We start from the raw sequence: 16,851 nt of genomic DNA on the forward strand, positions 1-16,851 counted from the left end.
CCTATTTTTTTTCTAATTTTTCTTTTAATTTTTGTCTTGCTTTTTCTTCTTTAATCTTGTTTTTCTCTATTTTCTTTGTTTCTATTTCCTTTTTAAACTCCTTATTATTTTCATGGTCTAAGTAGAAATATTCTTGTTCATATATAAAACCTGTAGTTCTAAATAAATATGGAAAAACAAATTGCGCCATTATTGCTACTAATAAACCAAAGAACATTGATAAACCAATTATGGTTAAAGATAAAGTTCTTTGATACATTAAGAATAAATGATCATCTGGTCTTCCTACTTCTAAAATGAATCTTACCAAGTTTCATGCAAAGAAATATGCTCCTGCTTGCACCCCCGATCTAATTAAAGTATAGTTTTCGGGGTTGTTACATTCGGATAAAAGTTTTCCTTGTTTTCATTTTCTTTTAATATAATTTTTATCATCAATTTTAGTTATTTCTGTTTTATATAATTCAATTTCTTTTTTATGATGATTTGCATATACTTCTCTTTTTCAAATATTAAATTTAGAAAGTTTTCAAGCTTCATAGTTAGAAAGTCCTGTAAATGATGTTTCTTGTTTTCAAGGTTTTTTTCCAAATCATTTACCAATATTAGGAATTATAAAAGTTATTATTAATCATGCTGCTATTAAACTCATTGACTCATATAAAAATATTGGAGACATAATATAATCTTTACCATTTTCAAGTACTAAACCGTTTAAAGTTTCGCCATCTTTTCCAGAATAAGTTCAAACCATATTTCTTCTAATTACTTGTGGCAATCAATTTAAAGTAGTAGATTTTGAATTCCATTCTGCTAATGGTTTACCAAATATTTCATGATTAAAGAAATTTCCTCATCTTCCAATTCCTTGACCAATAAGAATATTTGGAATTATGCAATCAGTATAAACCCACAATGATACTTTTGTTCTTCTACCTAAAAAATAAAATATTATTAATCCTGCCAAAGTTCCAACATAAACTCCACCATGAATTGCCATACCACCATTTCAGAAAGCAAATAGCCCAAAAAAACCAGAGTTATTTTGACCATAACCTGCCGCATTTAACTTACCAAAAAAACTTGCTCCTATTAAAGATACTGGAACAATTATAGCTGCTCCAATTCATAATTCAGTAAGTGAAACTCCTCTTCTATAAAGTTTTATTGCAGAAATACCGACAGCAAAAATAACTCCTAAAGTCATTGTTAGTGCATAAACATGAATAATTCCATAATCATCTCTGACAGTTCATCATTCTGTAGCTTCTTTTCAATTGTCCTTTTGTATTCAGCTATAAAACATTTTTTCAACACCTTTTTAACTTAAATTATTTTAACATAGCAATTAATAAAAAACCTTGATAATTAATCAAGATTTTCAATATAATTTACAGCATTTTGACCCGCAATTGCTCCATCAGAGGTAGCTGTTGCAATTTGTCTAAATGGTGTATTTCTAACATCTCCAGCCACAAATAGACCCTCTATTTTAGTTTTCATTCTTTCATCACCAATAATGTGTTTTTCCTCATTTAATATCTGAATTTGTTTTACAAAACTTGTAACTGGATAATGTCCAATAAATGGAAAAATAGCATTTACATCAATTTTTGATGTAGTATTTTCTAAAATATTTTTGATTTTAATTAGTGACACTTTCTCACTACCTTCAATACTTTCAACAATCGAATCCAAAATAAATACTATTTTTTCATTAGATTTAGCCTTTTCCAATGTTTTATTATCCACTCTAAATTTTTTACTTCTATGAATTAAATATACTTTTGAAACAAATCTTGTTAAAAATATAGCCTCTTCAATTGCACTATAACCTCCACCAACAACTGCCACAGGCATTTCTTTATAAAAACTTCCATCACAAACAGCGCAATAAGAAACTCCCTTACCATAAAGCTCAATTTCTCCTGGAACCCCTAATAAATTCTCCTTTGTTCCAGTAGCAATTACTAAAGCTTTTGAAGTTAAAGTTTTTCCATTTTCTAATGTTATATTAAAGGATTCTTTTTTTTCAAAATCTTTTAAACCAGAGAACTCAAATTTTGCCCCCATTGCTGTTGCTTGCTCAAAAAAGTGCATAGCTAAATCTGGTCCTTGAATATTTGTAAACCCTGGGTAATTTTCAATTTCTCCAGTTTTAATAACCTTACCTCCAGGTGCTTCTTTTTCTAAAACTAGTACATTTAAACCTGCTCTACCAGCATATATTGCTGCACTCAAACCAGCAGGTCCTGCACCTGCTATTATCAAATCATAATCAACATTAATATGATTTTTCATATAATCAACCTTCTTCCCTTCATTTTTTTGGAGCTATAAATTGTGCAAATATAATTACAGACAATCCTAATAGCAAAAATCCTGCTAAAAATAAATAATTTAAAACCTCATTATTTTTTACAGTTAATTCATAAGGATTTCTTAACTGATCAAGGATAAGTCTTATAATAGTATAACCTAAGATATATATTCCTGCTAATACTCCACTATGAATAATTTTATAATTATTTGGATTATTTATCCCATAAAGTTCTTTGGAATCTCTTTTTACAAAAACTATAAGCTGATTTTTTTCTAATTTTAATTTCTGCAATTCAGCTTTACTATTTTTCTTTAATTCATTTTTAAAATTATAAAAGTCTTGTTTAGTTATTTTATTACTTTTTAATTTAATTCTTTGCTTTTCAATTTCTTCATTATTTTTTTTAACTATAGACTGATACTTTTGTTTTGCCTTTATTGCTAATATTTTTCTTTTATCTATTTTTTCTTGTGCTTTTTCAACTAAATCTTTTGGAGGCTCATACAATGTATAAGCTTTTTTTCAAACTCATGATGTTGATAAATATAATTTACCATCTTTATCTTTTAAATATTCAATAGTAGTTTGTGTATTATAACTTTTTAAATCTTCTTCATAAATAGACTTAAAAGTTTTATTTCATTTGCATGGGAAGTTTTCTGGATCAACTTTTCATGGCTTTTTACTAATTAATTTTCACAAGTTAGCAAAAACAAAAGTAATTAAAATTCAAAGAAGTAATGTTGCAAAAGATTCATACAAAAATAGAGGTTCACGAAATTGAAGAGTTTCCAATTCCGAAGATGTAGTTAAATCTTTGAAATAAAATAATCTATGTCATATAAAGTCTGGTAATCAATTTATTTTATTTAAATCGTGTACTTCTCTTCCTAATATTTCGTGATTAAATAAGTTACCTCATCTTCCAATTGATTGACCTAATAATATATTTGGAACAATGCAATCTGCATAAACATAAATTGAAATTTTAGTATATCTACTTTTATGTCATAGTCATAAAAATGCAGCAGTTCCTCCACAAAGCATCGAACCAAAAAAACTCATTCCAGGTTCCCAAAAGAAAATTAACATATATAACTTTCACTGATCTCCTGATGATCCTAATTTTCCAAATATACTTGCTCCAATAATTCCCACTGGTAATGATATATATATTCCATTCATAAAATCTTTTAGTGGAATTCCTCTTTTATATAATTTGAAAGCAGAAACAAATATTACACTTAAAACACCAGCAACAACCAAAAGCGAATATAAAAATGATAGTGAATCAGATTCATATGGAATCTTTTCTCCATTTTCTCAAATAATATTAGATAAAAAATTAATCATTATTAAAATTAATTGCTCTTTCGCTTAGGATCTCAGTCTCATCTTTATAAAGTCCACTTTGCTTAATTTTTAATTTAGCAACTGCTGCTTCAATTATATTTGGAATATTTCTTCCTGAAGAAACTGGAATTTTAATATAGGGAACTAAAACGCCTAATATTTCATATGTTGCAAAAGAAGTTCCTAATCTTTCTGAATCATCAATACCATTTTTTTTAAATTGTGTTAATTCAATAACAAGATCAATCTTTGTTTTTTCTAAAATAACTTGATACCCATTTGTTTGTGAAACATCCACTATGCCAATTCCTCTAACCTCAACTAAATTTTTTAATATTTCATGGCTTTTACCATATAATTCATTTGATTTTTTTGTAATAACTATTCTATCATCACCTACAAATAAGTGATTTGTTTTTACTAAGTCTAATGTAATTTCTGATTTCCCTATTCCTGATTCTCCAATTAATAGTACGCCCTTACCAAAGATATTTACACAAGAAGCATGCACTTCAACTACAGGTGCGAAATAGTCATCCATAAATTCAAGAACATTTTGAGTAAAATCACTTGTTGATTCTGTTCTAGTTCTCACAAGTAAAGAGTCTGTTTCTTTAGCAACCTCAATTGCTAAATTATCTTCAAATTTATCTGTAAGAATTATCAAAGGTATATTTCTTGAAAAAAGCTTCTGATATCTTAATCTTCTTTCTTTTTCTTCGAAGTTCATAATATACAAATATTCCTTTGTAGACATAACAATTATTCTATGAGACTTCTCTCCATTTTCAAAGTAACCAGTTAGTTCTAAACCTGCTCTATTAATTCCATACACATCAATTTGATTTTCCAACTTATTTTGACCTGAAACTACTTTTAGTTTAAATTCTTCAATTATTTTTTTTGCATAAAGTTTACTCATTTTTTTACCTCAATAATAATTATAACTAATAAATTTATTAAAAAATCTAGATTTAGTAATCTAGATTTTTTAATAAATATTCCGTTTTAAAACACCATACAAACTCAGTATTTCAATTTTTTAACATTTTTCTTATAGGTAAAAATGTTAAATAAGTAAAGGAGATATAAATTGGTAAAGTTATTGGCAACTTAATTAATTTAGCTGCAAAATCAACCCAAGCAGCATTTCCTTTTCAAGACATCATTCAAATTTGATTTAATATTAAACTTTGAAAAATATATGCTACTGAATATAATATTATTACTTTTAATAATATTTTATTTTGTGATCTTGTTAAGAAAACAAGAGATCCAAAAAATGCTAAAACACATTTACCAAACATATAACCACCATGATAACCATAACTACTTGGCATAACAATTGCCATTAAGGTATCTGTACAAATTGCAGAGATAACTCCACATAATGGACCAAATAATAGACCTATTAGAAAGATAATTCAATCCCCTAAAGCAATATGAATATTTCCAAAAATTGGTGGAAAATTATAAGTGAAACCAGTTAATACGGCACTACAAGCTGAAAATAATGAAATTACAGTTAAGTGCTTTAAACTAATTTTTTTGAAAGTGAAATTTTCTAATGCCAAAGCACACAATAGAATGCCAAGGACAAGAAATATCGCTGCAATATTTGTATATAAGTATAAAGACATTTTACTCTTCCTCCTTTCATTTATATATTAATGGAATAAAGTATAAACTTCCACAAACTAATATATTTTTATGCTCATTATCTTTAAGAAAATTTTTTCAATCTTTAACAATTGTAAAATCTGCAAACTCTCTCTTATTTATTTTTCAAGATTTTTTATGATCAAATTCTGTTAAATAAATTTTTCTATCTCTTTTTTTTAAGCCATCCAATATTTTTTTATAGTCTTTTCCTTCACTTGCCCCAAACAAAATTATAAGGTCATTAATTTGTTTTATTTGCTTAGATAGTTTTAAAGCACCATCATAATTATGACAACCATCTATAATAAACATTGGTTCTTTCTTTAATAAACTATACCTACCAAGTGGAGCTTCTTCAAAGGAGTTTATTGTAATACCCAAATAATTAAGTAGTTCAATAGCTAATCCCTTATTGAAACTTTGAAAATATATTGGATCAATAATTTTTTTTGTGAAAACCTTTGGATTATCATTTACTTTTTTAATAATTTTTTTATATTTTATATTATCTGCACTTAAAAATATTTTGACATTTTGTTTTGCAATAGTTAATTTTTGATAAATAATTTCTTCAATTGTATATCCCAAAACTTCTTGATGATCCATACCAAGAGAAGTAACACAAACTGCTAATTGTTTTTCAAAAACATTCGTTGAATCTTTTAAGCCACCAATTCCTGCTTCAATAACAGCTATATCAATTTTTAATTCATAGAAATATAAAATTGCAATAAGAGTTCAAATTTCAAAAAAAGTTAACTCATATTTTTTAATTAACTTTTGATTTTCTGCTAGCAACCTTTTTAAATTTTCATCAGAAATCATTTCACCATTATATTGAATTCTTTCATTTTGATTTAAAAAGGCAGGTGATATAAATAGACCAACTTTTTTAAACTTGGTTTTTAAACCGTTAAAAATAAATTGTGAAGTTGATCCTTTACCATTTGTTCCTACAACATTAATAACATTAAAACTATTTTGAGGATTACCAATATCTTCTAATAATTTTTTTAAATTATAGTTCTTTTTAAAAATTATTTCAGAAGGTATTAAATTTTCTTCGACACTAATCATTTAAATACTCCTTTAAATATTTGGCAGTAAAACTGTCTTTATTTTCAATTATTTGTTCTGGTGTACCAGTAGCAAGAATAGTTCCTCCTCCGCTTCCACCTTCAGGACCTAAATCAATCACATAGTCTGAAACTTTTATAAAATCAAGATTATGCTCAATTGTTAAAACTGTATTTCCTTGATCAACTAAAATATTTAAAACACTTATTAATCTTTTTACATCATCAATATGTAGACCTGTTGTTGGTTCATCTAATAAAAATAAAGTTTTTCCAGTTTGTCTTTTTAATAAGAAAGTTGATAATTTAACCCTTTGTGCTTCTCCTCCAGAAAGAGTTGTTGCATTTTGTCCTAATTTTATATAACCAAGACCTACTGCTAGTATTGTTTCTAATTTTTCTCTAATTTTAGGAATATTTTCAAAAAAATCATGAGCTTCTTGAACAGTCATACTTAAGACATTTCAAATATTTTTTCCTCTATATTTTATTTGAAGAGTTTCTTCATTATATCTTTTTCCATCACATATTTCACAAACCACTTCTACATATCCAAGAAATTGCATATCAACACGAACAACACCATCTCCTCAACATGAATCACATCTTCCACCAGGAACATTAAAACTAAATCTTCCTTTTTTATAACCCCTAATTTTAGACTCAGGGATTTCTGTGTAAAGATCTCTAATATCATCAAAAACAGATGTATATGTAGCTGGATTAGATCTTGGAGTTTTACCAATAGGATCTTGTGATACATAAATTATTTTATCAATGTTTTCTCAACCTTTCATTGATTTATATTTACCTGGACGAATTAATTCTTTGTTCAATTCTTTTTTTAATCCTTTATAAATAACTTCTTCAACCAAAGTTGATTTTCCACTTCCACTAACTCCTGTAACTGAGATAAATTTACCTAATGGAAGAGTTACATCAATATTTTTTAAGTTATTTTCAGTAGCTCCCTTTATTTCAATTTTTAAGCCATTACCACCCCTACGTTTTTTTGGTGTAGGTATTGATAATTGTTTAGATAGATATTGTCCTGTTAAGGAATTTGGATTTTTACAAATGTCTTCATATGTACCTTGTGCTGTAATATTTCCACCTTCAACTCCAGCACCAGGTCCAATATCAACAATTCAATCTGAAGCTTTCATTGTATCTTCATCGTGTTCTACAACAATTAAAGTATTTCCTAAATCTCTTAGTTTTTTTAAAGTAGTAATTAATTTATCATTGTCTCTTTGATGTAAACCAATTGAAGGTTCATCCAGAACATAAAGAACTCCTGATAATTTTGAACCTAATTGTTTTGCTAGTCTAATTCTTTGAGCTTCTCCTCCAGAAAGAGTTGTTGCACTTCTAGAAAGTGTTAGATAATTTAAACCAACTTCATTTAAAAAACTAATTCTTGAAACAAGTTGATTTAAAACAAGACTTGCAATTTTTGCTTGTTGCTCATTTAAATTTAAATTTAGTAGGAAAGTTAACTCCTCTTCAATAGTTAATTCTACAAAGTCTGCAATTGAAATGTCATTAATTTTAACACTTAATGCAATATCATTTAATCTTTTTCCCTTACAAGTTTTACAAACTTTTGACATCATATATTTTCCATAATATTTTCTATTATCTTCTGATTTAGTTTCAATATATTTTCTTTCAATAATATTTGCAATTCCTTCAATATAATCAAAAGCTCTTAATGTATTTCCACTTACAGTAGTAATTTTAGTTTCAATTGGCTCGTCACTTCCATATAAAATAACATTTATTTGTTTTTCACTTAATTTATTTATTTGAGAATTTATATCAATCAAATAATAATCGCAAAGTAACTTAAATTTTTGTCATTCAATATTTGTTGAATCAACAATGTTTTTATAATATAAAATACCACCTTCACGAATAGATAACGAAGGGTCTGGAATTATTAACCCTGGATCTGCTTCCAAATTAACTCCTAAACCTGAACAAGTTTCACAAGCTCCATTTTTTTTATTAAAGGAAAATAAATTAGCTTCTAAATTTGGTATTGAGAAACCACATTCACTACAAGAATATTTTGTTGAAAATAGTTTTGTCTCATTATTTCTCTTTGGATAATAAATTTTAATAAGGCCCTTTGAGTATCCTAGACCAACTTCAATTGCTGAATAAATTCTTGATTGAAGTTCTTCATCACCTGCTTTAAAAATTAATCTGTCTACAACAATATCAATGTTATGTCTTTTATTTTGCTCCAATTGAATATCTTCTTCAAGATTTCTTACTTCACCATTTATTTGTACTCTTAAAAAATTTTCCCTTTTTAATTTTATAAAGAGATCTTTGTGAGTTCCTTTTTTATCTCTTACAACAGGAGCTAAAATAAAGATTTGATCATCTTCTTTTGTTTCTCTTTTTAAAGTCTCCATAATTTCTTTAAGTGATGATGTTTTAATTGGACCATGACCATTTACACAAAATGGAGTTCCAATATTTGCAAATAATAATCTAAGATGGTCATGTATCTCTGTTGTTGTTCCTACAGTTGATCTTGGATTATGACTTGTTGTTTTTTGATCAATTGAAATAGCAGGGCTTAAACCTTCAATTTCATCAACATCAGGTTTTTCAACTGATTTTAAAAATTGTCGTGAGAATGAAGATAATGATTCAATGTATCTTCTTTCACCTTCAGCATAAATAGTATTAAAAGCCAGCGATGATTTTCCGCTACCAGATAACCCTGTAAAAACTACAAGCTTCTCTTTTGGAATTTCTATATCAATATTTTTTAAATTGTGCTCTCTTGCTCCTTTTATAATAATTTTTTTGTTCATAATAACCTTTACCCCTCTGCTTGTAACTCTAAAATAAGATCTCTAAGTTCAGCTGCCTTTTCATAATTTTGTTCTTTTGCAACACTCAACATTTGTTTTCTTAAATCAGAAATTAAATCTTCCTTTTTCTTTTCTTTTTCTTTTTTCTTTAGTTTTTTTAATTCATCAACTTTGTTTCTAATATTTGAATCAGAGATAATATCTGTAATTTTTTTAATAATAGTTTTTGGAGTAATTCCATGAAGTTTATTATATTCTTGCTGAATATTTCGTCTTCTATCAGTTTCTTCAATTGCTTCTTTCATAGCAGGAGAAGTTGAATCTGCATAAAAAATTACACGACCTTCAGAGTTTCTAGCAGCTCTTCCTATTGTTTGAATTAAACTCCTTGTATTTCTTAAAAAACCTTGTTTATCTGCATCAAGAATACAAACCAAACTTACTTCAGGAATATCTAAACCTTCTCTTAATAAGTTAACACCAACAATAACATCATAAACACCTTTCCTTAAATCAGTTAACACTTGATTTCTTTCCAAAGTTTTTAACTCTGAATGTAGATATGCTACTTTTAAGTTTCTTGATTGTAAATAAGTTGTGATATCTTCAGAAATTCTAATTGTAATTGCAGTTATAAAGACCTTTTGTTTTTTTGCAACTACTTTATTAATCTCATCTACAATATCATTCATTTGATTAATAGTTGAGCGAATTTCAATTTGTGGATCTACTAATCCTGTAGGTCTAATGATTTGCTCAATTACATTATTATTAACTAATTCAAGTTCATATGGACCTGGAGTTGCAGATGTATAGATTACATTTTTTAATTTACCTGCAAATTCTTGAAACTTCAAAGGTCTATTATCAATAGCACTTGGTAATCTAAAACCATGTTCAACTAAAGTTTCTTTTCTACTTCTATCAGTATTATACATAGCATTCAGTTGAGGAATCATCATATGAGATTCATCTATAATAGTTAAAAAGTCTTCACCAAAATAATCAATTAAAGTAAATGGTGGAGTACCTGGAGTTCTAAAATCTAAGTGAGGCGAATAATTTTCAATTCCACTACATATTCCAAACTCAGTCATTGTTTCCATGTCATATTTAGTTCTTTTCATTAATCTATCTGCTTCAATAAATTTCTTTTGATCTTGAAATCATTGAACTCTCTGATTTAATTCTTTACCAATATTTTCTACAACTAATTTCATTTTATCAAAGTTCGTAACATAAGCTGCAGCTGGATAGACCGTAAACATTCTAATTTTTTCTAAGACCGTATTATTTAAGACATCTATCATTTCAATTGCTTCAATCTCATCTCCAAACATTGAAATTCTAATATGATATTTATCAGTTCAACTTGGTGCAATTCTTATAACATCACCCTTTGCGCTAAAATAACCCATAGCTAAATCATTTTCATCTCGGGTATAACCTGTTTGAACAAGAAAAGTTAATAACTCCTTTTTAGATAAAACTTGACCAACTTCTAATTCAAAAAAGACATCTCCATACTCTTTTGGATCTTGTGTTGCATAGATACATGCAACAGATGCAACTACTATTGTATCTCTTCTAATCATTAATGCATTCATTGAACTTAGTCTCATCATTTCTAGATCATTATTTCTCTTTGCATCTTTATCTATATATAAATCTCTTGATGGAATATATGCCTCTGGTTGATAAAAGTCGAAATTAGAAACATAATATTCAACTCTATTATTTGGAAATAGTTCTTTTAGCTCAATATACAATTGCATTGCCAATGTTTTATTATGAGCTAAAACAAGAGTTGGCTTATTCATTTCCTGAATTACATTTGCCATAGTGAAAGTTTTTCCTGTTCCTGTTGCACCCATTAAAACTTGATGTTTTACATTGTTTTTTAAACCAGAAATCAGCTTCTTAATTGCGCTAGGTTGATCTCCATCTGGTTTATATTCTGTAACTATACTAAATTTTTGATTTTTACTTTCCATTTTTTTACCTCTTTAATAAGACCTAAAAAATCTAGAGATTGGCCCCTAGAAATAATATTGCCTAGCAATATTTTACATAGATTAATTAAAAAAACAAGACATTTATCTTGTTGTAAAAAATAGAAAAAAATATTTTATCCAATTTTTGTTTTTGTTTGAACTTGCTCAGTGTCTTCAATATCTTCTTCTGAAATTGAGCCATCAGGGTTAGTTTTAAATGTTTTTTTAACTTTACCATTTTCATCTAAAACCTTAAATTCTTTTTGTTTTTTTTCTAATTCAGTTGCTAATGCCATTAATATCTGTGTTTCAATTAGTAATTTTGTTTTTTCAGCTTCATCAGTTTCTTTTTTAACTAATTTTTCATAACTTGCTTTAACATCTTTTGCAGTAAAGATTTTCTTCAACTTAAATTTAGTTACCATTCTTTCAACTTCTTCAAAAGGAATTTCAGCTGATTGTTTTTGTTGCTGAGAGAAAATTTCATCAAGTTTTTTCATTAAGCCCTCAAGAATTGCATATTGAAATTTAACTTTTTCTAACTCTTCTTTTTTACCTTTTAAGTTCTTTTTAAGTTCTTTAAATCTTTTATCAACATTTGCTCTTGCAAATTTTTCTTTAGGAATTTCTCATTCTTCTAGAATTTGATCAATATCTTTATCACTTATATTAATAGTTTTTGGCTCTTCATTATTAAATTCAATAGTTTTTTCATTTGGTCCAACTTCTCTTACAAATGATCCATATAGTTTAATAATTGTTTCTTCTGCAATCATTATTTTCATTTTATTGAATAACCTAGCTGATTCTTCTACATATTCATGCAATGGATTATTTTGTGCATATTGTTGTAAATAAATACCACTTCTTAATTTTTGATTTATATTAATGTGTTTTTGTCAATGATAGTCAAGTGATTGAAGAATAGTTCTTCTTTCCATTTCACTTATAACTTCTTGTGGTACAGAATTTGTTTTGCTTAAATATAATTCCATCATACTTTCAGAAATCTTTTTTGCAATTTGTGCTTTTTCTAATCCACCAAAGTCTTTTTCACTTAATGAACCTTCAATAACAAATCTTGAGTTAATTTCTTTTATTAGAGAAGAAATATTAATTGTTCTTTCTCCTCTAACAAGCTCTGAGTTTCTTTCCACAATTTCATATGCAATTGTATATTGAAATCTCGCAATAACTCCCTTTAAAGTTTCTTGTTCTAGAATTGAATCTCTTTGTGAATAAATAGCTTCACGTTGCTGTGAAAGAATATTATCGTAATCAAGAACATTTTTACGTTGATCAAAATTTAATCCCTCAAGTTTTTTTTGAGCATTTGTAATTGCTCTTGTAAATAGTCTTGATTTAATATGATCATCACCCAATTTTAAAAACATTTGTCTTAATTTAGGAGCTGAAAAACGAATCATTAATTCATCTTCCATAGAAATATAAAATCTTGAGCTCCCTGGATCACCTTGTCTACCAGCTCTACCTCTTAGCTGATTGTCAATACGTCTTGCTTCGTTACGTTCAATACCCATAACAAACAGACCACCATTTTTTCTAGCATCTTCTGAAAGTTTAATGTCTGTTCCACGCCCAGCCATATTTGTTGCTAATGTTATAGAACCTACTTGTCCAGCTTTTTCAACTATTTCAGCTTCTCTATGGTGATTTTTAGCATTAATCATTTCAAACTTTAAACCAGCCTTTTGTAAATAATGAGAAACTTGTTCAGAAGAATCCACTGATGTTGTTCCAATAAGTACTGGTCTTCCAGATTGCGTTACTTCTTCTAAATCTTTTACTAAGTGCTTTAATTTAGCATTAATTGTTCCAAAAGTTAAGTCTGGTTCATCAACTCTAATAATTGGTTTATTTGTTGGACAAACAATAACTCTTGTATTATATATTTTTAAGAATTCTTCTTCTTCAGTTTTTGCAGTTCCTGTCATTCCTGAAAGTTTATTATAAAGTCTGTAAAAATTTTGATAAGTAATTGTAGCTAAAGTTGTTGTTTCTTCTTCAATTTCAACACCCTCTTTTGCTTGTAATGCTTGTTGCAAACCATCACTATAAGCTCTACCTGGCATTGTTCTTCCTGTAAACTGATCAATTAAAATAATCTCATTACCTTGAACAGTATACTCAACTTCTTTTTTAAAAGTAAACATTGCTTTTAAGGCATTCATAATTAAGTGAAATACCTCAGTATTTCTAAAATCAAATAGATTATCAATACTAAAGAATTTATGTGCTTTTTGAATTCCAGGTTCAATTAAATAAACTTGTTTTGATTCTAAATCAATTTCAATGTCTGTTTTTTCATCCAATGATTTAGAAAATGAATCAGCTGCTTTATATAAATTAATTCTATTTTGGCTTCCCCCAGAAATAATTAAAGGTGTTCTTGCCTCATCAATAAGTATTGAGTCAGCCTCATCAATAATTGCAAAGTTAAGTTTTCTTTGAACTTTTTGATCTAAACGATATACCATATTATCTCTTAAGTAATCAAATCCTAATTCTGAGTTTGTTGTATAAGTAATATCTTTAGAATAAGCAGCTCTTTTTTGTTCTTTAGATAAATCTCTACCATTTAATCCAACACTAATTCCTAACATGTCATAAACTTGACCATTAATTTCGCTATCTCTTCTAGATAAGTATTCGTTAACAGTAACAACGTGAACTCCTAAACCAGATAAAGCATTTAGGTATGCAGGAAAAAGACCAGTTAAAGTCTTACCTTCACCAGTTCTCATTTCTGCAACATCACCTTGATGTAAAATAATAGCACCAATTAATTGAACTTTATAAGCTTTCAGTTTTAAAACCCTAAATGCAACTTCTCTAACTACTGCAAAAGCTTCAACTAAAAGTTCATCTAAAGTTTCACCGTTTGCTAATCTATCTTTAAATTCCTGTGTTTTATTTGATAATTCTGTTTCACTTAATTTTTCATAGTCCGCTTCCAGTGAAATAATTTGCTCTGCTATTTTACCGTGCTTCTTAACTATTGATTTGTCTCTTGCCATTAAAAACTACTCCTTTTTTTGCTAAGTCAAAAATCTTAATCATTATACAATTATTATTGCCAAATAGAAAGTTATAAACGGAAAAATATTTCATAAAAACTTTTTAATATATTAAATATGCCATAATTTAAAATTTCTTATGTGAAATTTGCTATTAAACTAATTATATTATTTTTTTTCAAAAAAATAAATCCCAAATACAAATTAATTGGATTAAAATTTTAAATAGAATTCCAATTTTTCTTATCTCATTAAAAAAACCAGTAAATAAAAATTACTGGTTAAATTGATTACAACTATAAATTATTTAATATATAAATGTTTTAGTAAATGAACTATACTCTCCAAAAACTACTGCACTATTTTAAATTCCAAAGTCCCTCTAATTTAAAAAGTTAAAGGAGCTTATTTATTAAATTTTGCCCTCTGATTTTAATTTGTCTTTTAATTTTTCTAACATTTCTTTTGTCATTGTATCTAAATTATACTTAGGATTAAAATCTCATTCTTTTCTTGCACAACTATCATCAATACTATTTGGTCAAGAATCTGCAATTTTTTGACGAACAGTATCAACTTTATAATCCATTTTAAAATCGGGAATATACTTTTTAATTGATTCAAAAATTTCTTCTGGTGCAAAAGACATAGCAGTTATATTAAATGAATTTCTATGAATTAATTTTTTTGGATCCGCATTCATTAGTTGGACAATAGCGTCAATTGCATCATCCATATACATCATGTCCATTTTTGTTCCTTTATCAATATAACTTTCATAGTTACCTTTTAATAATGCCTGATAATAAATATCAACAGCATAATCAGTAGTTCCTCCACCAGGTTCAACTTTATATGATATTAATCCTGGGAATCTTACTGATCTTGAGTCAACACCATATTTCTTATTATAATAATTTTCTAATAATTCTCCTGCAACTTTTGTTACCCCATACATTGTTGTAGGATTCATAACTGTATCTTGAGGAGTATTATTTGCTTCTGCATCTGGTCCATATGCCGCTATTGATGACGGAGCAAAAAATTTTGTATTTAATTCCTTAGCTATTTCCAAAGCGTTCATTAATCCATTCATATTTAAATCTCAAGCAAATTTGGGATTTTTTTCAGCAGTTGCTGACAATAAAGCTGCTAAATGAATAATTGTATCTACTTCATATTTTTTTGCCAGCTGTAAAAATGAATCATAATTAGTGACATCTAATTTTTCAAAAACTCCTTCCTCACAAATAAAATTATTCTCAAGTTTTCTTATATCTGTTGCTATCACATTATCATTTCCCAAATCTTTTCTTAAACGTAAAACTAACTCCGAACCTATTTGTCCTAAAGCTCCTGTAATTAAAACTTTTTTCATATCTATTTCTCTCCTTTTGTTTTAATTTTTTCAAACTCTTCTGTAATAACTTTATAGACTTGATCTAATTGTTCTTTTGAATGTAATGATGAAATCATTAATCTTATTCTGGCTTTTCCTTTTGAAACTGTTGGATAAATAATGGGAGATACTAAAATTTGTTTCTCAAATAATATTTTAGTTAATTCTGTAGCAATTGATTCTTCACCTACCATAAATGGTGTAATTGGAGTTTTTGTATTGCCTATTGAATAACCATTTTCAGTAAACTTATTTTGAATATATTTTGTATTTTCTCAAAGTTTTTTAATTCTATCATTTGATTTTTTCATTTCTTTTATAATTTTTATTCCAGCATAACAAATTCCTGTTTGTAGTGAGGATGAGAATAAAAAAACTCTAGATTTTTGCTTTAGATATTCAATTAGTATTGAATTACCACAAATAAAACCTCCAACAAGCCCATACGCCTTTGATAATGTTCCAACTTCTATATCAATTTTTCCTTCCAGACCAAAGTGTGCAATTGAGCCTTGACCATTTGGTCCAAGTACTCCTTCACCATGGGCATCATCAACAATGCTATAAGCATTATATTTTTTTGCTAAATAGCTAATTTTATCTAATGGAGCAATATCTCCATCCATAGAAAAAACACCATCTGTGATAATAAAAATATTGCCTGTTACTTCATTAGAATTAATTTTTAATATATTTTCTAAATCGTTCATATCGCAATGTTTATAAACAGCTCTTTTGGCTTTTGATAAGCGAATTCCATCAATTATTGAAGCATGATTTAATTCATCAGAAATGATTAAATCATTATCATTTGTAATCGTTGGTATTAGTCCGGTATTTGCTTGAAATCCACTTTGAATAACTAAAGCATCTTCAGAATTTTTAAACTCCGCTAAAATTTTTTCAAATTCTCTATGAACAGAGTAACTACCAGAAATTGATCTTACAGCTCCCGGTCCTACTCCATATTTGTCTGCTGCTTCTTTAATTGCTTGGACTGTAATTGGATCATTTGCAAACCCTAAATAATTATTTGAGCACATATTTAAAAAATCTTTATTATTAATTTTTACAATATCACTTTGAGCTCCCTCAAGTATTTTGATAATGTTATAAAGTTTATCTTCTTTTCTTATTTTTAATTCTTCTTCTAAACGATTATATAAACTCAT

11 protein-coding genes are annotated in these 16,851 nt (G+C 27.5%); all 11 read right to left on the reverse strand.

Annotated elements, in window-relative coordinates; genetic code table 4:
- Position 1: 1 nt before the first annotated feature.
- Positions 2-1,306 carry a prolipoprotein diacylglyceryl transferase gene (locus tag AACL04_RS04290; RefSeq protein WP_339029848.1) on the reverse strand — a complete coding sequence of 435 codons (1,305 nt, stop codon included), beginning with the start codon at positions 1,304-1,306 and terminating at the stop codon, positions 2-4.
- Positions 1,307-1,368: 62 nt separating this feature from the next.
- On the reverse strand, positions 1,369-2,301 hold the full coding sequence (trxB, locus tag AACL04_RS04295) for a thioredoxin-disulfide reductase (protein ID WP_339029850.1): 933 nt from the start codon (positions 2,299-2,301) through the stop codon (positions 1,369-1,371).
- Positions 2,285-3,676, reverse strand: a complete 1,392-nt coding sequence (locus AACL04_RS04300) for a prolipoprotein diacylglyceryl transferase (RefSeq protein ID WP_339029852.1) — start codon at positions 3,674-3,676, stop codon at positions 2,285-2,287. The genes trxB and AACL04_RS04300 overlap by 17 nt, the downstream gene beginning before the upstream one ends.
- Positions 3,669-4,598, reverse strand: coding sequence for an HPr(Ser) kinase/phosphatase (gene hprK, locus AACL04_RS04305; protein WP_339029854.1), 930 nt, complete (start codon positions 4,596-4,598; stop codon positions 3,669-3,671). Before hprK ends, AACL04_RS04300 begins: the two co-directional genes overlap by 8 nt.
- Before the next feature lie 52 nt (positions 4,599-4,650).
- Positions 4,651-5,316, reverse strand: a complete 666-nt coding sequence (locus tag AACL04_RS04310) for a folate family ECF transporter S component (protein WP_339029855.1) — start codon at positions 5,314-5,316, stop codon at positions 4,651-4,653.
- A 1-nt stretch (position 5,317) separates the two neighbouring features.
- Positions 5,318-6,415 (reverse strand): bifunctional folylpolyglutamate synthase/dihydrofolate synthase, encoded by a 1,098-nt coding sequence (locus tag AACL04_RS04315; RefSeq protein ID WP_339029857.1) that lies wholly within the window; start codon positions 6,413-6,415, stop codon positions 5,318-5,320.
- Positions 6,408-9,251: an excinuclease ABC subunit UvrA gene (gene uvrA, locus AACL04_RS04320; protein ID WP_422397914.1), complete on the reverse strand. Its 2,844-nt coding sequence runs from the start codon at positions 9,249-9,251 to the stop codon at positions 6,408-6,410. Before uvrA ends, AACL04_RS04315 begins: the two co-directional genes overlap by 8 nt.
- A 5-nt stretch (positions 9,252-9,256) precedes the next feature.
- Positions 9,257-11,242 (reverse strand): excinuclease ABC subunit UvrB, encoded by a 1,986-nt coding sequence (gene uvrB / locus AACL04_RS04325; protein WP_339029860.1) that lies wholly within the window; start codon positions 11,240-11,242, stop codon positions 9,257-9,259.
- 134 nt (positions 11,243-11,376) lie between these two features.
- Complete coding sequence (secA, locus tag AACL04_RS04330) at positions 11,377-14,280, reverse strand: preprotein translocase subunit SecA (RefSeq protein ID WP_339029861.1); 2,904 nt, start codon at positions 14,278-14,280, stop codon at positions 11,377-11,379.
- Positions 14,281-14,692: 412 nt separating this feature from the next.
- Complete coding sequence (locus AACL04_RS04335) at positions 14,693-15,658, reverse strand: L-threonine 3-dehydrogenase (protein ID WP_339029863.1); 966 nt, start codon at positions 15,656-15,658, stop codon at positions 14,693-14,695.
- Between the two features lie 2 nt (positions 15,659-15,660).
- Positions 15,661-16,851: a glycine C-acetyltransferase gene (locus AACL04_RS04340; protein WP_339029865.1), complete on the reverse strand. Its 1,191-nt coding sequence runs from the start codon at positions 16,849-16,851 to the stop codon at positions 15,661-15,663.

Source organism: Spiroplasma endosymbiont of Cantharis nigra (assembly GCF_964019925.1).
Classification (GTDB): Bacteria; Bacillota_I; Bacilli_A; order Mycoplasmatales; family Mycoplasmataceae; genus Spiroplasma_A.